This window comes from Ruegeria sp. CDSC042, from assembly GCF_059610745.1.
Map to the genome: position 1 here is coordinate 278,135 of NZ_JBXWOF010000004.1, position 18,905 is coordinate 297,039.

Annotated in this window: 15 protein-coding genes and 1 tRNA gene; 8 read left to right on the plus strand and 8 right to left on the minus strand. The window is 58.5% G+C overall.

Translation table 11 applies throughout. The annotated features are described in order from the left end of the window. Positions 1–9: 9 nt before the first annotated feature. From AC2FHX_RS11175 to AC2FHX_RS11200, 6 genes are all read right to left on the minus strand, one after another. Positions 10–1,830: an ABC transporter transmembrane domain-containing protein gene (locus tag AC2FHX_RS11175; protein ID WP_496689641.1), complete on the minus strand. Its 1,821-nt coding sequence runs from the start codon at positions 1,828–1,830 to the stop codon at positions 10–12. 127 nt (positions 1,831–1,957) lie between these two features. After that, positions 1,958–2,032 (minus strand) — tRNA-Gly (locus tag AC2FHX_RS11180). 138 nt (positions 2,033–2,170) lie between these two features. Continuing rightward, positions 2,171–3,307: an N-acetylglucosamine-6-phosphate deacetylase gene (gene nagA / locus AC2FHX_RS11185; protein WP_142636686.1), complete on the minus strand. Its 1,137-nt coding sequence runs from the start codon at positions 3,305–3,307 to the stop codon at positions 2,171–2,173. Continuing rightward, positions 3,304–4,332, minus strand: coding sequence for an SIS domain-containing protein (locus AC2FHX_RS11190; RefSeq protein WP_496701554.1), 1,029 nt, complete (start codon positions 4,330–4,332; stop codon positions 3,304–3,306). Before AC2FHX_RS11190 ends, nagA begins: the two co-directional genes overlap by 4 nt. Positions 4,333–4,351: 19 nt before the next feature. Next, a complete protein-coding gene (locus tag AC2FHX_RS11195; RefSeq protein WP_496701552.1) occupies positions 4,352–5,101 on the minus strand; it encodes a GntR family transcriptional regulator in 750 nt (249 codons plus the stop codon). After that, positions 5,088–5,963, minus strand: coding sequence for a glucosamine kinase nucleotide-binding domain-containing protein (locus AC2FHX_RS11200; RefSeq protein WP_281972697.1), 876 nt, complete (start codon positions 5,961–5,963; stop codon positions 5,088–5,090). The genes AC2FHX_RS11195 and AC2FHX_RS11200 overlap by 14 nt, the downstream gene beginning before the upstream one ends. A gap of 171 nt (positions 5,964–6,134) precedes the next feature. Here AC2FHX_RS11200 and AC2FHX_RS11205 point away from each other — a divergent pair, with 171 nt between their 5' ends. The 7 genes from AC2FHX_RS11205 to AC2FHX_RS11235 all read left to right on the plus strand — a co-directional run bounded on the left by AC2FHX_RS11205 (position 6,135) and on the right by AC2FHX_RS11235 (position 14,247). Continuing rightward, positions 6,135–7,019, plus strand: coding sequence for an N-acetylmuramic acid 6-phosphate etherase (locus AC2FHX_RS11205; RefSeq protein ID WP_142636678.1), 885 nt, complete (start codon positions 6,135–6,137; stop codon positions 7,017–7,019). Positions 7,020–7,043: 24 nt separating this feature from the next. Next, positions 7,044–8,297, plus strand: a complete 1,254-nt coding sequence (locus AC2FHX_RS11210) for an ABC transporter substrate-binding protein (RefSeq protein ID WP_142636676.1) — start codon at positions 7,044–7,046, stop codon at positions 8,295–8,297. 65 nt (positions 8,298–8,362) lie between these two features. Further along, on the plus strand, positions 8,363–9,277 hold the full coding sequence (locus tag AC2FHX_RS11215; RefSeq protein WP_142636674.1) for a carbohydrate ABC transporter permease: 915 nt from the start codon (positions 8,363–8,365) through the stop codon (positions 9,275–9,277). 10 nt (positions 9,278–9,287) lie between these two features. Next, entirely contained in the window at positions 9,288–10,127 is an 840-nt protein-coding gene (locus tag AC2FHX_RS11220; protein WP_496701549.1) for a carbohydrate ABC transporter permease, read from the plus strand. After that, entirely contained in the window at positions 10,124–11,158 is a 1,035-nt protein-coding gene (locus AC2FHX_RS11225) for a Gfo/Idh/MocA family protein (RefSeq protein WP_496701548.1), read from the plus strand. Before AC2FHX_RS11220 ends, AC2FHX_RS11225 begins: the two co-directional genes overlap by 4 nt. Next, complete coding sequence (locus tag AC2FHX_RS11230; RefSeq protein WP_496701547.1) at positions 11,155–12,150, plus strand: ABC transporter ATP-binding protein; 996 nt, start codon at positions 11,155–11,157, stop codon at positions 12,148–12,150. The genes AC2FHX_RS11225 and AC2FHX_RS11230 overlap by 4 nt, the downstream gene beginning before the upstream one ends. A gap of 207 nt (positions 12,151–12,357) precedes the next feature. Further along, positions 12,358–14,247, plus strand: a complete 1,890-nt coding sequence (locus tag AC2FHX_RS11235) for a PhoX family protein (protein ID WP_496701546.1) — start codon at positions 12,358–12,360, stop codon at positions 14,245–14,247. A 47-nt stretch (positions 14,248–14,294) separates the two neighbouring features. Here the strand turns inward: AC2FHX_RS11235 and AC2FHX_RS11240 are convergent, their stop codons facing one another. Next, a complete protein-coding gene (locus tag AC2FHX_RS11240) occupies positions 14,295–14,861 on the minus strand; it encodes a tetratricopeptide repeat protein (protein WP_496701545.1) in 567 nt (188 codons plus the stop codon). 30 nt (positions 14,862–14,891) lie between these two features. Then, the gene (locus AC2FHX_RS11245; protein ID WP_425595921.1) at positions 14,892–15,374 is read right to left on the minus strand and encodes an Lrp/AsnC family transcriptional regulator; all 483 of its coding nucleotides are present in this window, start codon (positions 15,372–15,374) and stop codon (positions 14,892–14,894) included. 108 nt (positions 15,375–15,482) lie between these two features. Between AC2FHX_RS11245 and putA the strand changes: the two genes are divergently transcribed. Then, positions 15,483–18,884 carry a bifunctional proline dehydrogenase/L-glutamate gamma-semialdehyde dehydrogenase PutA gene (gene putA, locus AC2FHX_RS11250; protein ID WP_496701544.1) on the plus strand — a complete coding sequence of 1,134 codons (3,402 nt, stop codon included), beginning with the start codon at positions 15,483–15,485 and terminating at the stop codon, positions 18,882–18,884. The last annotated feature ends 21 nt before the right edge of the window (positions 18,885–18,905 follow it).

Genomic DNA, 18,905 nt, shown 5'->3' on the forward strand with positions numbered 1-18,905 from the left:
GCCATCAGGTTACTCTGCTGCAACACCATCGGTAAATTGCAACCGTGCCAAACGCGCGTACAGCCCATCCTGCGATACCAGATCGTCATGCGTTCCCTGCGCAACGATCTGCCCGTTCTCCAGGACGATGATGCGGTCGGCTTTTTTCACGGTTGCCAATCTGTGCGCAACAATCAGCGTCGTCCGCCCTGCACGCAACCTGTCGACAGCCCCTTGCACAGCGCGCTCGCTTTCAGCGTCCAATGCCGATGTCGCCTCATCCAACAACAGGATCGGAGCATCGCGCAAAATGGCGCGGGCGATGGCGATCCGCTGCTTTTGTCCCCCGGACAGCATGACGCCTCGCTCTCCTACAAAGCTGTCATAGCCTTCGGGCAGCGTCGAGATGAATTCGTGGGCCGCAGCTGCGCGGGCTGCGTCTTCAACCTCGGCATCCGTCGCATCGAGCCGCCCAAATCGGATATTTTCGCGCGCCGATGCTGCGAATATCGTGGGATCCTGAGGCACAAGTGCCATATGACGGCGGAAATTGGAACGATCCAAATCTCGCAGGTCAATGCCATCCAAACAAACGCGTCCCGAGTCAGGATCATAGAATCGCTGAATCATCTGGATCACGGTTGTTTTTCCGGCCCCCGAGGGGCCGACAAATGCGACGGTTTCCCCGGGGTTGACTGTCAGCGACAGTTCATTCAACGCCACGACATCTGGACGCGCCGGGTAGCGGAAAGTCACATCGTCGAACTGAATCTCGCCGCGCACGGGCGCGGGGAAAACTTGCGCCTGGCCGGGATCGTTCACGGTGTCCTGAGCATTCAACAGCTCGACCAACCGCTCGGTCGCACCGGCCGCACGCTGCAATTCGCTCCAGATTTCGGACAGGGCCGCAACCGAACCGGCCATGATGATCGAATAGATCACGAACTGGATCAGAACGCCCTCGGTCATGACACCATTGCGGACATCATTCGCCCCCATCCACAACACGCCCACGATTCCGGAAAACACCAGGAATATAACGATGACGGTCAGCACGGCCCGGGTCTGAATTCGGCGCAGCGAGACAGTATAGGACGTTTCGGTCATCTCACCGAATTGATTTCGGCTGGCCTGCTCATGGGTAAAGGCCTGAACGGTTTGAACCGCGCTCAGCGCCTCGCCGGCATTGCCTGATGAGGCTGCGATCCAGTCTTGGTTTTCCCGGCTAATAACCCGCAGGCGCCGCCCCAATACCAGTATCGGAACCACAACCAGCGGAATCAGCAGCAAGACCATCCCGGTCAGCTTGGCCGAGGTCAGCAGCATCAGCACAAGCCCGCCCAGAAACATCAACATATTGCGTAGAGCGATCGAGACCGACGAGCCCAGCACGGATTGAATCAGCGTGGTGTCGGTCGTGATCCGGCTCAGCACCTCACCCGTCATGATACGTTCATAGAATTCGGGGCTCATCCCGATGACGCGATCAAAAACGGCTTTGCGGATATCGGCGACAACGCGTTCACCCAGGCGCGTAACAAGCGCGTAGCGGATGCCTGTTCCGACGGCCAGAATCGCGGCGATGCCCAGCGCCGCCAGAAAGTACCAATCCAGTAGCTCTCCGTCTTCGATCCGAAAGTTGTCGACCACACGGCGGACAGCCAAAGGCAATGTCAGCGTCATGCTGGCGGTCAGAACCAAGGCCAAAGAGGCCCCAATCATTTGCAATCGATAAGGCTTCATGAATGGCCAGAGCGAAGCCAGAACACCGATCTTCCTGGACCTGGCCCGTTCCTCAGCCGCACCGGGTGCGGGTTTTGCTGCTGGACTGGCTGAGACGGGTTTTGCCATGTCAGGCCCTTACTTCGTGTTCGAATTCCGGTATCCCGCTTCTTGGCGTCTACAACCCGCCGGGTCAAGCGGTGCAGCCGAATGGCCCAAACGAAAGGCTATTTGACGCAGATTTTTGGGGCTGATTTGGAGCGGGCGGCGGGAATCGAACCCGCTTCATCAGCTTGGAAGGCTGAGGTAATAGCCAGTATACGACGCCCGCTCAGCGGTGGCTGGTTTATGCCATGCCCAAGGTGTCGTCAAGCACAGTTCGCACGCGAAATTCAAAATCATATGACACCCGGGGACGGACCCCGGCGCATCGGTAATCCCGGGGTCGTTTCGGCAGCGGGCGGCTTATTCAACGCGCGGCATTCGCCCATTCGCAAGATTCAAGATCCGCCGAAATACGGATCATGGATGCCAGATTCTTACTGGAAGATTCGGCCAAACCAATCAACTTCGCAGGATAGGTCGTTGCGGCGCTCAGCGCATCCTTCAGCGGGACACCGGCATTTTTAACAAGGATGCGAACAGCCGTCGTCAGATCCAGGTCAGCCCCTGCCAGCGTTCCATTTTCAAGCGTCAGGCGGCCATCCGTTCTGGTAATACGGCGCCCTTCAAGGTTGAATTCGGCATCCTCTGTTCCGGCAACAGCCATGGCATCGCTGACCAGAAATATCCGGGCCGGGCCGGTCTTTGCCGCCCATGCCGCCCGCATGACCTCAGGGTGTACGTGTATACTGTCGGCAATCAGACCCGCAGACAAACCCGCATTAGCCAGCGCCGCCCCCACAAGACCAGGCTCGCGGTTTCCAAGCTGGCTCATGGCGTTGAACAGATGTGTGACACAGCGGGCGCCCGCCGCAGCATAACGTTGACAGGTCGCAAAATCCGCATCGCTATGACCCAGAGACACCAGAATTCCGGCCTCAGCCAAAGAGGTAACCTGTCGCTCAGACACAGCTTCTGGCGCCAGGGTTACTTTGAGGCAAGGCAATCGGCTGGCCGCGGCTATTAGGGTGGTCAGATCCTCTTCATCCATCGGGCGGATCAGCGCGGCGTCATGCGCCCCTTTTCGCGCCAACGAAAGATGCGGTCCCTCCAGATGCAGTCCAGCGACACCGGGAACACCGACATCCACAGCCTTGATCGCGGCCTCTATTGCCTGCTGGGTCTTGGCCGCAGTGTCGGTAATCAGGGTGGGCAAAAAGGATGCGACGCCAAGCTTTCTATGCGCTTGAGAAATACGCTGGATAGTCTCGACAGAAGGGTCATCGTTGAACATGACACTACCACCGCCATTGACCTGTAGGTCCACAAATCCGGGGCAGAGAATATCACCGTTCAGATCGACCTGCTGCCCGGCGATTTTGGTTCCGTCTGCCGGGGTGATCTCGGACAAATTACCTTGGCGAAACACAACCGCCTGCCCCTCCAGCAGGTGTGTGCCGTCGAAATAGGCGCCGTTTCTGAATACAACCGTCTCAGAGGTCATACAGTTTCCGTAACTTTCTTAAGGTGACGCGGGGCATCAGGGTCAATTCCGCGATTGCAGGCGACCGATTCAACCATGCTATAGAACGATGTGATGGCGCTGATGGGATCGGTCAGCCAATGGTCCGTTCTGACGACCGGCAGAGGCTGCGCCCGTTTCACCGCCGAGGTTGCGGCAAAAACGGTAGCCCCTTTTGCCGCCAACGCATCAGCCGCTTCTGCCGTTGTTTGTTCAGCGGCATCACCGGCGGCGAACACAATGGTAGGAAACCCTTCTTCAACGATTGAGACCGGCCCGTGCAGAACTTCGGCAGTCGAATAGCTCTCGGCGTGGATCTGGCAGGTCTCTTTGATTTTCAGCGCCGCTTCATTCGAGATCGCCAGCGATGGACCGCGACCCAAGGTAAACAGGGACCGGCCGGAAATCGCATTGGCGGCCGGGGTCCAGTCGCATTGGGCAGCCTTCCCAAGATACCCGGGCAGTAACCATATGGCCTGCTTCAGCTCTGCCTCATCCGCGATTTCCGCCAGCAACCACAGCCCCGCCACCAGAGACGTCACAAAGGTCTTAGTTGCTGCCACACTCAATTCCGGTCCCGCATGAAGAGGCAGGACGGCATCCGTGGCATCTGCAAGGTGGGATTCCGTATTGTTCGTAATGGCGACCGTCACGGCACCAGATCGTTTCAGCGCGCGCGTCATGCCAACGATGTCCGGGCTTTGTCCAGATTGCGACACCGATATGCTCAATGCACCCTGCGCCCGAAGCTCGGCACCATAGATCGAGTTGACCGAAGGCCCGACCGAGGCAACAGGAAGATTCAGCAACAGTTCGCATGCATATTTCAGATAGGTGCAGGCGTGATCCGAAGATCCTCGCGCCACCGAGACCAGAAAACGCGGGTCTGCGTCGCGCGCCAACTGGGCAGCGTGGCGGATATTGTCAGCCCCATTGCTTAGCAATCGGTCTACGGCATCAGGAATTTCCAGTATTTCCTGACGCATCTTAGAGAGTTCTACGGACATCTAGTTCCGTCCTTTCCGGTTACAACCGCAATTCAGCAACAAAATCATACGCATCGCCGCGATAAAGCGAGCGTGTCAGTTCGGCGACGCGTCCGTTTCTGAGAAAAGAAACACGTTCAATATTCAGCCCAGCGGCTCCCTCGGGAACATCAAGCAGTTCAGCCTCACGCGCGGCCAAATTCAGGGCCGAGATCTTCTGAACCGCCCGAACAGGACGGCGGCCCAGCCGATCCAAGACCTCGTACAGAGAGGTGGTCACTTCGATCGGGTTGGGCAAGATATCCAAAGGCAACGCCGCTTTTTCCAGCGCCAGCGGGCGGCCATCGGCTTCGCGCAATCGGTAGATACGAGAGATTTGCTCACCCTCGGACAAGCTCAAGGCGGCAATCTCTTCTTGGGTCGGCGCAAAGACCCCCCGCTCCAGCCATTTCGACGCGGTTTTCATTCCACGGCTGGACATGTCTTCGGTGAAGGATGTCAGATGCGTCAGCGATTGTTCGACCCGTGGCATGCGCTCGCGGATGAACGAGCCCGAGCCCTGACGCTGTTCGATCACGCCCTCCTGGACAAGCTCTTGAATCGCCTTTCGCACGGTGACGCGCGAAAGGTCCGTGATCTCGACAAGTTCTCTCTCGGAAGGAAGCGACGATTTGGGGGGCAGAACACCCATATCAATGCCCTCCTGCAGCCTTCGCCGCAGTTGGACATATCTCGGCCCATTATCAGCGGTCAGCCAGGAATCCGAACGCAGAAAATCAGCAATGCTCATGTTCGACCTCCTTTGCCAAGGCGAGCGCCCCGTCGAGCGGTTCTCCTAACGGCGCGCGCAGGTCGGATTGCATGTTTTCGGGCAGATACGACGCGTATTGACCACCAATACCGCCCGTCAGGCACAGCGCGGTTCCCGGGTTCCACCCCAAATGCGTGGCGGTATCCGCCAGATAGGCAGCACCTGCCCGCATGATTTGTTGCGCAACCACGTCGTCATCTTGGGCAGCCATGGTCACTTTTGGTGCAATCGCACCAAACTGCGCAGGGTCTGCAGCCCCCGCAAAGCGAACGATCCCGGCAGGTCCGTCATGCTCGGACAGCAAAGTGGTCAAAAGGTCCGAACGGGCCTGCGTTCCATCAAACGCACGCAATGCCAAGGACAATGCCATCCTTCCAACCCACTGGGCCGAGGCTTCATCCCCCAAGACCGAGCCCCAGCCACCGGCAAAGCGCATGTCTCTACCAGTTTGTCTGGCCAGAAATGAGCCTGTACCACAATGGGCAATCAGCCCGTCCTGCGCACCCAGCGCCCCGCGCAAGGCTGCGGGACGATCATCCTCTATCCGGGCGTGCTTTAGACCAAGCGCATCCCTCAAACGAGTTGCGATCGCCTGATCCGTGACCCCAGCCAAACCAACAAAGGCAGGACTTGCCAACAAGCCCTCAACCCCGATGCCAAGCTTGCCAGACAGCCGGTCTAACCCCAGCTTTATCTGTGAAACGCCAGCCTGAAAATCAGTCGAGACGTTTGCAGCGCCAACTTCAACGCTGTGAGCGATTCCAGCAACTTCACAGGCCACACGACAGCGCGTTCCACCGCCATCAATGGCCAGCACAGCATTATTCAGGGACTCAGTCATGACAATACCAATACAATACCTATTTCGATTAGAAAAGCCTCGTTTTATGCTATTTTCGCCAATATCTCGATTTTTCCTTTAAAATCAGCACCCAAATAATACCGAAAAGAAAATGTTGGACAGGTGGTATTAAATAGGTATTGTAATCGGGAAACCTGGGAGGGGATTCTCTTGACGCTGCCGTCAACCGAACAACTGCACCGCGACGCCGCCAGCCTGAGCCGCGAAGACCTGACAGGGTCGGCGCTGTTGCTGGCCGAGGGGCAGATCGCTGCGGCAGCGGCGGTGCGCTCGGCCACACAGGCTATTGCATTGGGCGCCGCTGCGATGGCCAGGACGCTCCGGTCGGGCGGCATGTTGCACTATGTTGCGGCAGGCTCGTCCGGTTTGATGGCGGCGGCTGACGCGCAAGAGCTGGGCGGAACATTCTCGATCACGCCAGACCAGTTGCGAATCCATATGGCTGGTGGTCTTCCGACGGGTGTCGAGATGCCGGGTGATTCCGAAGACGCCGACGGTGACCTGCGTGAAGCGCTGAACAGTTTGTCAGCCCAGGACACGGTGATCGCCGTATCCGCAAGCGGGTCGACCCCCTACACGATGACAGCCGCAGGCATCGCCCGTGCAAAAGGCGCGACCTTGATCGGCATCGCCAATAACGCCAACAGCCCCCTGCTGATACAGGCCAACATCCCGATCCTGCTTGCCACACCGCCCGAATTGATCTCTGGATCAACTCGGATGGGCGCGGGAACGGCACAAAAGATCGCCTTGAATATGCTGTCGTCGCTGATGGCGCTTGACCTTGGCCACGTACATGGCGGCATGATGGTCAACCTGCGCGCCGACAATGACAAACTGCGCGCCCGCGCGGCCGGAATCGTCACCCGCATTGCCGAGGTGGACACAGGCGCTGCAAAGCGCGCACTGGAAGCAACGCGCGGTGATGTGAAGCCCGCCGTGCTTGTCGCCGCAAAAGGTGTTTCGGCATCCGAAGCCACCGAACGCCTACGAACATCAGACGGAATCCTAACGGCCGCACTGGCCATAGAATAATAACCATCAATCGGGAGAATATGGATGACCAAGAATAGCTTGAAACTTGCTCTGCTGGGCACGACGCTGATGGCGTCGGCTGCCTATGCGGAAGATGTGACCCTGACCATCGAAAGCTGGCGAAATGACGACCTGACGCTATGGCAGGACCAGATCATCCCTGCGTTTGAGGCCAAACACCCCGGCATCAAAGTGCAATTCACACCCTCGGCCCCGGCAGAATACAACGCTGTCCTGAACTCGAAACTGGATGCGGGCTCGGCTGGCGATCTGATCACCTGCCGTCCTTTCGATGCATCACTGGCCCTCTATGAGGCCGGCCACCTGAGCGACCTGTCGGGTGTCGAAGCGATGGGCAACTTCTCGGATGTGGCCAAATCGGCCTGGCAGACGGATGACGGCTCGGCCAGCTTCTGCGTTCCCATGGCATCGGTGATCCACGGGTTCATCTACAACAAGGACGCGTTTGCCGAACTGGGCATCGAAGTTCCCACAACCGAGGACGAGTTCTTTGCCGCCCTCGACAAGATCAAGGAAGACGGCACTTATATCCCGATGGCGATGGGCACCAACGACCAGTGGGAAGCCGCCACTATGGGTTATAACAACATCGGCCCGAACTATTGGAAAGGCGAAGAGGGCCGCCAGGCGCTGATCGCGGGCGAGCAAAAGCTGACCGATGAAGCCTGGACCGCCCCCTATGCCACCCTGGCCCGTTGGGGCGCTTATCTGGGTGATGGATATGAGGCGCAGACCTATCCCGACAGCCAGAACATCTTTACCTTGGGCCGCGCAGCCGTCTACCCTGCGGGATCCTGGGAAATTTCGGGCTTCAATGCGCAGGCCGATTTCGAAATGGGCGCCTTTAAGCCCCCAGTCCAGAATGCGGGCGATACGTGCTATATCTCGGACCACACCGACATTGGCATTGGTATGAATGCGGCCACCGCGAATCCCGAAGCTGCCGAGACGTTCCTGGCCTGGGTCGCAAGCCCGGAATTCGCCGAAATCTTCGGCAACGCCCTGCCTGGCTTCTTCCCGCTCTCGAACACTCCGGTCGAGCTGCAGGATCCGCTGGCCAAGGAAATCGTAGGCTGGCGCGAAGAGTGTGAATCGACCATCCGCTCGACCTATCAAATCCTGTCGCGTGGCACACCGAACCTTGAAAACGATACCTGGGGCGCTTCGGTTGCCGCCATCAAAGGCGCAAAATCCCCCGAGGAACTGGGTGCCGAACTGCAGGAAGGCCTGGCCTCCTGGTACGCTCCGCATCAGTAAGCTGATCCATACCCGGGCGGTGCCGACCGCCCGGGTAACTCCGACACCCCTTTGAAAGCAATCCCATGACCCGCCCCCGCATCCGCTGGCATATCGTTGTATTTCTGGCACCTGCCGTACTCGTCTATACCGCTGTGATGATTTTCCCGCTGTTCAACACACTGCGCCTTGCACTGTATACAGAGGTTGATCAGGCTCGCGTGTTTGTCGGATTGCAGAATTTCCGGACGCTGTTTTTCGATCCCAACTGGTCGGATCAGTTCTGGAATGCTCTGGGTAATAATTTTTGGTTCTTCCTGATCCATATGTTGGTTCAGAACCCGATCGGCATCGCGCTGGCCGCCCTTCTCAGCCACCCCCGCCTACGGTTTGCCGCCCTGTATCGCTCGGCGATCTTTATTCCTACGATCCTCAGCTTTGTGATCGTGGGCTTTGCCTGGAAACTGATCCTGTCGCCGATCTGGGGCATCGCACCTTCGATGCTGGATGCGGTTGGGCTGAAGTCCCTCTTTGCACCGTGGTTGGGCAAAGAGGAATACGCACTGACCACGCTGGCGCTGATCTCGGTCTGGCAGTTCGTAGGCATCCCGATGATGCTGATCTATGCCGCCCTGCTGACCATCCCCGAAGAAATCCTTGAGGCCGGAGAGATCGACGGCATCACCGGGGCCTCGGCCTTCTGGAAGATCAAACTACCGCTGATCCTGCCCTCGATCGGGATCATCTCGATCCTGACCTTTGTGGGAAATTTCAACGCATTCGACCTGATCTATGCCTCACAAGGCGCGCTGGCGGGGCCGGATTTCTCAACCGATATTCTAGGTACTTTCATGTATCGCACATTCTTCGGCTTCCAGTTGCAACTAGGCGACCCGCATATGGGATCGGCTATCGCCGGGGCCATGTTCGCAATCATCCTGGTGGGCGTCTGTATCTATCTGTTTGGCATCCAGACCCGGATGCGCCGGTATCAACTGTGAGGGCAAACGGATGAACAAAGCACGCCATAACCCCCTCAACACCGTAGCGATGCACGCTGGGCTGATCCTGTATACACTGATCGCTCTGTTCCCGGTCTTTGTGATCCTGATCAACAGCTTCAAAACCCGCCGGTCGATCTTTCGCGAACCGCTGGCCCTGCCCAACGCAGACAGTTTTTCGCTGATCGGCTATGAGACGGTGATGAAGCAGGGGGATTTCCTCCTCTACTTTCAGAACTCGATGATCGTCACCGTGGCGTCGTTGTTCTTTATCCTGCTGTTCGGTGCCATGGCGGCCTATGCGCTGTCCGAGTACCAGTTCAAAGGCAACCTGCTGATGGGCCTGTATCTGGCACTGGGGATCATGATTCCGATCCGCATAGGCACTGTCGCAATCCTTGAGATGATGGTGGCGACCGGGTTGGTGAACTCACTTTGGGCGCTGATCCTGGTCTATACGGCACAGGGTTTGCCGCTGGCTGTGTTCATCCTTTCCGAATTCATGCGGCAGGTCAGTGACGATCTGAAAAACGCCGGGCGCATCGACGGGCTGTCGGAATATACGATCTTCTTCCGCCTGGTGCTGCCACTGGTGCGGCCCGCCATGGCGACGGTGGCGGTGTTCAACATGATCCCGATCTGGAACGACCTTTGGTTCCCGCTGATCCTGGCCCCCGCCGAAGAGACCAAGACCCTGACGCTGGGCAGCCAGGTCTTTATCGGTCAATTTGTCACCGACTGGAACGCGGTCCTGTCAGCCTTGTCGATGGCAATCCTGCCGGTCCTGGTTCTCTATGTCATATTCTCGCGCCAGCTGATCCGCGGCATCACGTCAGGGGCTGTCAAATGACACGTGTTCTGATCGCAGGTCTTGGCAATATGGGGTTCAGCCACGCGCTGGCCCATCACCATCACCCTGACGTGCAAATTGCTGGGCTGGTGAACCGATCCGGGCGCGTGGATCACCCCTATCTGGCGGATTATCCTGCCTATTCGGATTTCGAAACCGCGCTGGCCGAAACAAACCCGGATCTGGTCGTGATCGCCACCTATTCCGACAGCCATGCGGATTATGCCTGTGCGGCGATGGAAGCCGGGGCGCATGTCTTTGTAGAGAAACCGCTGGCCACCAATGTCGCTGATGCGCGGCGCGTGGTCGAAACCGCCATCCGACTGAACCGCAAGCTGGTTGTTGGCTACATCCTGCGCCACCACCCCTCGTGGGTGCGGCTGATTGCCGAGGCCCGCAACCTGGGTGGGCCTTATGTATTCCGCCTGAACCTGAACCAGCAATCCAACGGTGCGGAATGGGAGACGCATAAAGCGTTGATGCAGACCACCTCGCCCATCGTGGATTGCGGCGTTCACTATGTCGATGTGATGTGCCAGATCACTGATGCCCGGCCCGTCCGTGTCCACGGAATGGGTCTTCGGCTGTCCGATGAGATCGCGCCCGACATGTACAATTACGGGCAATTTCAGGTGGTTTTCAATGACGGCTCGGTCGGCTGGTATGAGGCCGGCTGGGGGCCGATGATGTCTGAAACCGCGTTTTTCGTGAAGGATATCGTGTCGCCCAACGGTTCTGTCTCGATCACGGACGGCAACAAAGGCGCATCCGCAGATATTGATGGGCACACAAAAGTCGGCGGCCTGCTGGTCCACACACCGCAAGGCGACCATACGATCGATATGCCGGATGAACCTGGCCATCAGGATCTGTGTGATGCCGAACAGTCCTATATGCTGCGCGCCATCGCTGAAGATATCGACCTGACACGTCATATGAATGACGCTGTCCAATCCCTTGCCATTTGCCTGGCCGCAGATGAAAGCATCCGCACTGGCCAGCCCGTTTCCTTTGAGGAGCAAGCGACATGACCGCCCTGACGCTGAACAAAATCAATAAATCCTTCGGCAATGTGCATGTCCTAAAAGACATCACGCTTGAAGTCGAAGACGGCGAGTTTGTCGTCTTTGTCGGCCCTTCGGGCTGTGGCAAATCCACCCTGTTGCGGGTGATTGCGGGGCTCGAGGATGCATCGTCCGGTGAGATCAACATTGGCGGGCAGCAGGTCAATCTGGTGCCCCCATCCAAGCGCGGGATCGCGATGGTGTTCCAAAGCTATGCGCTCTATCCGCATCTCAGCGTTCGGGGCAACATGACCCTGGCGCTGAAGCAGGAAAAGCAGCCCAAATCGGAAATCGAAGGCCGCGTGGCCAAAGCCAGCCGGATGCTGAACCTCGAGCCCTATCTGGATCGCTTCCCCTCGGAATTGTCGGGCGGTCAGCGTCAGCGGGTTGCCATTGGCCGCGCCATCGTGCGCGAACCCAAACTGTTCCTATTTGATGAGCCTCTGTCCAATCTGGATGCCGCGCTTCGCATGAATACGCGAATCGAGATCGCCAACCTGCACCGAACGCTGGATGCGTCGATGATCTATGTTACCCACGACCAGACCGAAGCCATGACCCTGGCCGACAAGATCGTTGTTCTGCGTGACGGCCGGGTAGAACAGATCGGTAGCCCGATGGAACTGTATAACAATCCCGCGAACCAGTTCGTGGCAGGGTTCCTCGGCTCGCCGTCAATGAATTTTCTGCCTCAAGGATTGCTCAACGAAAGCGGTCAGAACACGATCGGCATTCGGCCCGAGGATCTGTTCCTTGCAGATGACGGCCCGCTCACTGCACGCGTCAGCCATGTTGAGAAGCTGGGCGGAGACACAAATGTCATCGCGCAGATCAACGAACACGCCATAACCGCCCGGCTGTTTGGCCAGCATGCGATATCCGAAGGGCAGGAATTGCGACTCGCCTATTCTCCGGACAGGGCCTATCGGTTCAATCCAGAAGGTCAGCGCCTTACCTGACCGCTTTTTCACTGGCAAATTACTAATAAAACACGCTGTGATCAGTCCGTTTTGACGGGCTGGTCCAATCGGCGTATCCTAACGCATCCCGAGTAAATCTGTTTCCTGAGTATCCCGGCGCCATCGTTATTGGCGCTGTTATCACCCTGTCACAAATGCCCCCTAAATCCGTTTCATCGACTTTTCACAGACAGCCAGGAGCAATCCATGAAAGACGTTGACCCTACCACACTTTCCGCCGACGACTGGGACGAGCTGCATTTCCCCCGCCCCGAAGAAAACGACTTTGACCGTGTCGTCGAAAGCGCCATTTCCCGCCGTGGATTTCTGTCCGGCGTCGTGGCCTTCGGCTCTGGCGCGGCTGCGTTGGGAACCGGCCTGCTTGGCTCGACCTCGGCGCAGGCACAGGCTGCATCCCGGTTCGCTTTCACCCCGATTGCCGCACAAACTGATGGCACCGTCCATGTGCCTGAAGGGTTTGAGTGGAAGATCTTGATGCGCTGGGGCGATCCGCTGTTTTCGGATGCCGATGGCTATGACCTCGCCGAGGGCGGCCCGGTCGAGAACTCGGACCGCATCTTTGGCGAGAATACCGACGGCATGGAGACCTTTAACTTCCAGGGTCATGAGCTGATTGCGATCAATCACGAATACCCGAACGGTAAAATCAACCTGCCAGCCGCGCAGGAAGGTGTTCCGGCCAGTGCTGACGACGTGCGCAAACTGCAGAACCTGCAAGGCGTGACCGTGATGGAAATCACCGAAGGCCCCGAAGGTTGGTCGGTGGTCAAGGACAGCCCGTTCAACAGGCGCATCCACCACAACACGCCGATGGCTATCGTCGGCCCCGCCGCTGGCCACGACCTGCTGAAGACCGAGGCCGACCCGGCCGGCACAACCTCGCTGGGCACCATGAACAACTGCGGTGCAGGCAAGACGCCCTGGGGCACCTATCTGACCTGTGAAGAGAACTTTAACGGCTATTTCGGCTCCAGCGACGAAAACGCCAGCTACGATCAGAAGGTTGCGGACGGCTTCAAGCGCTATGGTGTCAAAGCCGAAAGCTGGAACGGCTACGAACTGTTCGATCCGCGGTTCGATACCTCCAAAAACCCCAATGAGCCGCACCGGGTGGGCTGGATCGTCGAAATCGACCCGACCAAACCGGACAGCACCCCGGTCAAACACACTGGTCTGGGTCGCTTCAAGCATGAGAATGCCGAGGTGACTCTGGCCGCTGATGGCCGCGTGGTTGTCTATATGGGCGATGATGAGCGGGGCGAGTATCTGTACAAATTCGTCTCGAACGGCACCTATCAGCCCGGCGGCGAAACCCAGAGCCTGTTGAACGACGGCACGCTTTATGTGGCGAAATTCGATGACGACATGACAGGCACCTGGCTGCCGCTGACGCCGGATGCAACAGGCATGGATGCGGCGGATATTGCGATCTTCACCCGATTGGCGGCGTCCAAGGCGGGTGGCACGACCATGGATCGCCCTGAATGGGTGGCGTCCAGCCCGGTGGCGGTCGAAGCCTATTGCTGCCTGACCAACAACAAGAACCGCGGCGTGAAACCAAATGCCGGGGGTGACGATACGTCGACCAATGGACCCAACCCGCGTGAGGCCAATAGATATGGCCAGATCGTTCGCTGGAAACCGGATAATGACGACCACGCAGCCGATGCGTTCGTCTGGGATCTCTATGTCATGGCCGGCAATCCGACGGTGCATTCTGACGCCCGCGCCGGGTCGGCCAATGTGAACGAGGGCAACCTGTTCAACTCACCCGACGGGATGACCATCGACTCGACCGGTCTGGTCTGGATCCAGACCGACGGCAATGACGACAATGAAGAAGACTTCGCAGGCCACGGCAACAACCAGATGCTGGTCGGCGATCCGGTCACAGGCGAAATCGCCCGTTTCATGACCGGTCCAAACGGGTGTGAGGTCACGGGTCTGGCCTGGTCCAGCGATCTGCGCACCATGTTTGTCGGCATTCAGCATCCCGGCAGCGAATGGCCGGATGGAGGCACACCGCGCTCGTCGGTGATCACGATCAAGCGCACCGATAACGGGCTGGTCGGTTAAGCTGTTCCAGATTGTCCCCGGTCCTATGGGTCGGGGACGTCTATTCCTCAGATATCCTCACCGGGCGGCTCCAACGGTCCGCCTGGAGCCATCAAGTGGCGCTCGGACAGCCAGGGATTAAGCTCCAAAGCATGTGACAGTGCCGCACGGGCTTCATCTATCCGATGCAAGCCAAGCAGCGTCAGGGCGCGCCCGCTGATCGCCGCGACATGGTTCGGAGACAGCTCGATCGCCTTGTCCAGATCCGGCAACGCAGATGCGAAATCCTGGCTAAGATAATATGCAAAGGCGCGCTGATTGTACCCCTCGGCATAGTGCGGGCAGTATTCGATGAGCTTGTCAAACTCCTCGATGGCGCCCCGAAGGTCCCAGCCACTGCGGCGGGTCATGCCCCGGTCCAGCACGGCCTGCGCAACAGCGTCGGGCGCATCGGTCCACAACTCCCATAATTGATTGGAAAATGTCTGGGCTTCGGCCTCGTTTCCAACATCCTGAATTTGCGCGATTACGGCCGAGATGCTTTCAGTATGATCCGGCGAGGACGGGCATTCTTCAGACCAGGCGACACCCGGAGGGGCCGCCAACACTAGCAGAGGGAACACAAAACGCTTCATACGCGTATGGTGACGCGCTTGCGCAATTCGTCAACCCACCCTGTCCAAAGCGCCTGAAACAACGGTTTCCTTAACTGCCTCCATCGCCACAAAGGTCGAGGTATTCGCCACATGCGGAAGCGAGGATATCTTCTCAGCCAAAACGGCGCGGTATTCCGACATTGAACCAGTGCGGATTTTCAGCAGATAGTCGAAATTCGACGCGATCATATGAGCTTGCTCGATTTCGGGCACCTTGCGGACTGCGGCGTTAAACTCGGCCAGTGCCTTTTCTCTTGTGTCGGTCAGGCGCACCTCGACAAAAGCCACATGGTCCAACCCCAGTCGGATCGGGTCCAGTAGGGCGCGATACCCGGTGATCACCCCGCTAGCCTCAAGTCGCTTTAGACGCGCCTGGGTTGGGGATTTCGACAGCCCGATCCGCCGCGCTAGGTCGGCAACTGATATGCGCCCATCCTCTGAGAGAATCGCCAAGATCGCTCGATCAAACCGATCCAAATCCGGAAAGTTCATTTGCACGGCATTATCCCCTAAATACAGTCCATCCGACCAGATGAATTAAAAAATACGGCAATCGTCCTGAGAAATCGACATTATATTCAACAAAAGCCTGGAGGATTCATGTCACACAGCCTGAGCACCCATATCGACAGCCAAACCTACGCTGATCAAACCGCCGTTCTCGACAATCTTATCGATCATGCCGCGCTGTCTGAAACTGATCGAGCCCAAATCTGTGCGGCAGCCGCCCAGCTTGTGCGTGATATTCGATCCAGTACATCGCCGGGCATGATGGAGGTGTTTCTGGCCGAATATGGCCTGTCCACCGATGAGGGCGTGGCGCTGATGTGTCTGGCCGAAGCGCTGCTGCGCGTGCCGGATGCCGACACGATCGATGCTCTCATCGAAGACAAGATCGCGCCGTCCGACTGGGGCAAGCATCTTGGGCAATCCTCCTCGCCGCTGGTGAATGCCTCGACCTGGGCGCTGATGCTGACCGGTAAAGTTCTCGACGACGGCAAGCCCTCGCCTGTCAGTGCCCTGCGTGGCGCGATCAAAAGACTGGGTGAACCGGTTATCCGCACGGCCGTCGGGCGCGCGATGAAGGAAATGGGTCGTCAGTTCGTGCTGGGCGAGACCATCCAGTCGGCCATGGAACGTGCCAGCGGGATGGAGGCCAAGGGCTATACCTATTCCTACGATATGCTGGGTGAAGCCGCACGGACCGAGGCCGACGCGGCCCGATATCATTTGTCTTATTCCCGTGCCATCACCGCCATTGCAGAGGCCTGCACCCATGATGACATTCGCGCCAATCCAGGCATCTCGGTAAAGCTGTCAGCGCTGCACCCTCGGTATGAGTTAGCACAGGAACAGCGTGTGATGGCCGAGCTTGTTCCCCGCCTGCGCGCCCTGTGCCTTTTGGCCAAAGCCGCTGGCATGGGCCTGAATATCGACGCCGAAGAGGCCGACCGCCTGTCGCTGTCCCTGCAGGTCATCGAAGCGGTGATGGCTGAACCTGCGCTGGCAGGATGGGACGGGTTCGGAATTGTGGTTCAGGCCTATGGTCCGCGTGCCGGAATCGCTCTGGACGCGCTCTATGGAATGGCCGAGCGCTATGACCGCAAACTGATGGTGCGGCTGGTCAAAGGCGCCTATTGGGATACCGAGATCAAGCGCGCTCAGGTAGAAGGCGTCGAGGGTTTTCCGGTGTTTACCAGCAAGGCCGTGACCGATGTTTCCTATATTGCTAATGCGCGAAAATTGCTGGGCATGACCGACCGGATTTATCCGCAGTTTGCCACCCATAACGCTCATACGGTCAGTGCAATTCTGCAGATGGCAACTGATCAGCCTTTCGAATTCCAGCGGCTGCACGGGATGGGGGAAACCCTGCACCATCTGGTTAAGGACGCAAACAAGACACGCTGCCGCATATATGCGCCTGTCGGGGCCCATCGTGACTTGCTGGCCTATCTGGTGCGGCGACTGCTTGAAAATGGTGCGAACTCTTCATTCGTGAACCAAATCGTGGATGATACTGTTCCCCCGGAGGAGGTTGCGGCCGATCCGTTTCTGACTCTCCGCGAACCGGCGCGCGCCATCCCAACCGGACCCGAACTGTATCAACCCGAGCGGCCCAATTCGCAGGGGTTTGACCTGCGGCACATTCCCACTTTGGACCGGGTCAATGCCGCGCGGGACGCGTTTCGAACGCATCACTGGTATGCGCCCCCGTTGTTGTCCGGCGATGCGCGGCCCGATGACGATCAGCCCATCGTCAACCCCGCACAGTCGCGGGATCGCCCCGGTGCCGTTGCCCCGGCCAGCGCACAGGATGTCGAGCTTGCTTTGACTGCAGCCACCCCCTGGCAGGTAGTGGCAGATCAACGCTCGCAGGTTCTGAATGCCGCCGCCGACCTTTACGAGACCCATTTCGGTGAGCTTTTCGCCCTGCTGGCCCGTGAGGCTGGTAAGTCCCTGCCCGATGCAGTCGCCGAACTGCGCGAGGCGGTAGATTTCCTGCGCTATTATGCGGCGAATATACCCGACGCAGAACCAGCGGGTGTGTTCACCTGCATCAGCCCGTGGAACTTTCCGCTGGCCATTTTCACCGGTCAAATATCCGCCGCTTTGGCCACTGGGAATGCGGTGTTGGCAAAGCCCGCACCGCAGACACCATTGATCGCGCATCGCGCCGTTGAATTGCTGCACGAGGCCGGAGTGCCACGCAGCGCGCTACAGTTGCTGCCGGGCGGTCCATCGGTGGGCGCAGCCCTGACCTCGGACCCGAGGGTGTCGGGAGTGGCCTTTACCGGCTCGACCGGGACCGCCCTGAAAATCCGTGCGGCCATGGCCGGAAACTTGCGGCCGGGAACGCCTCTGATCGCGGAAACTGGTGGCTTGAATGCGATGATCGTGGACAGCACCGCCCTGCCCGAACAGGCGGTTCAGTCCATCATCGAAAGCGCGTTCCAATCAGCGGGGCAAAGATGTTCGGCCCTGCGCTGTCTCTATGTCCAGGAAGACATTGCCGATGATCTTCTGACCATGCTGACAGGGGCCATGGACGCGCTGCTGGTTGGCGATCCCTGGTTGATTTCAACCGATTGCGGCCCCGTGATCGACGAAGATGCCCGCCTTGGAATCGCTGATCACATCGCATTGGCACGGTCCGAAGGGCGTGTCCTGAAAGAGATGTCCGTCCCTGGTGACGGCACGTTCATCGCCCCAACCCTTATCGAAATCCCCGGCATTGCCGAGTTGGAGCGCGAGGTGTTTGGCCCCGTCCTGCATGTAGTGCGGTTCAATTCCTCGGAGTTGGATCAGATCATCGCCGATATCAACGCCACAGGATACGGGCTGACCTTTGGCCTGCACACACGGATCGACGACCGCGTTCAGCACATCACCGAAGCTGTTCATGCCGGAAACATCTACGTCAATCGCAACCAGATCGGCGCCATAGTTGGATCGCAACCCTTTGGCGGCGAGGGTCTGTCGGGGACCGGCCCAAAGGCGGGCGGGCCGAACTACCTGACCCGTTTCTGCGCCCCGGACCGGCAGGTCAGTCCCGAGCAATGGTCCACCGATATGACCGATCTACCATTGCCAGAAGGAAAATCTGCTGAGATCAAGGCGCGGTTGCTGCCCGGTCCGACGGGTGAATCGAACCGCCTGAGTGAATTCTCACGCGCACCGCTATTGTGTATGGGCCCCGGAGTTGAAGCCGCACAAGCGCAGGCCAACGCGGTCAAAGCACTGGGCGGGCGGGCTATCACTGCTATCGGCGCGTTAGACCTGCACCGGCTTGAAAACCTGACTGGCTTCTCGGGCGTATTGTGGTGGGGCGACGACGCAACCGGTCAGGAAATCGAGCGTCATCTGTCCCGGCGTGCAGGCCCAATCATCCCTCTGATCCCCGGCCTGCCAGATCGCACCCGCGTTCTGGGAGAACGACATGTCTGTGTCGACACCACTGCTGCGGGTGGGAATGCCGCATTGCTGGGGGGTGCGGCCTAAACAGGCCTTGACGCTGGGCAG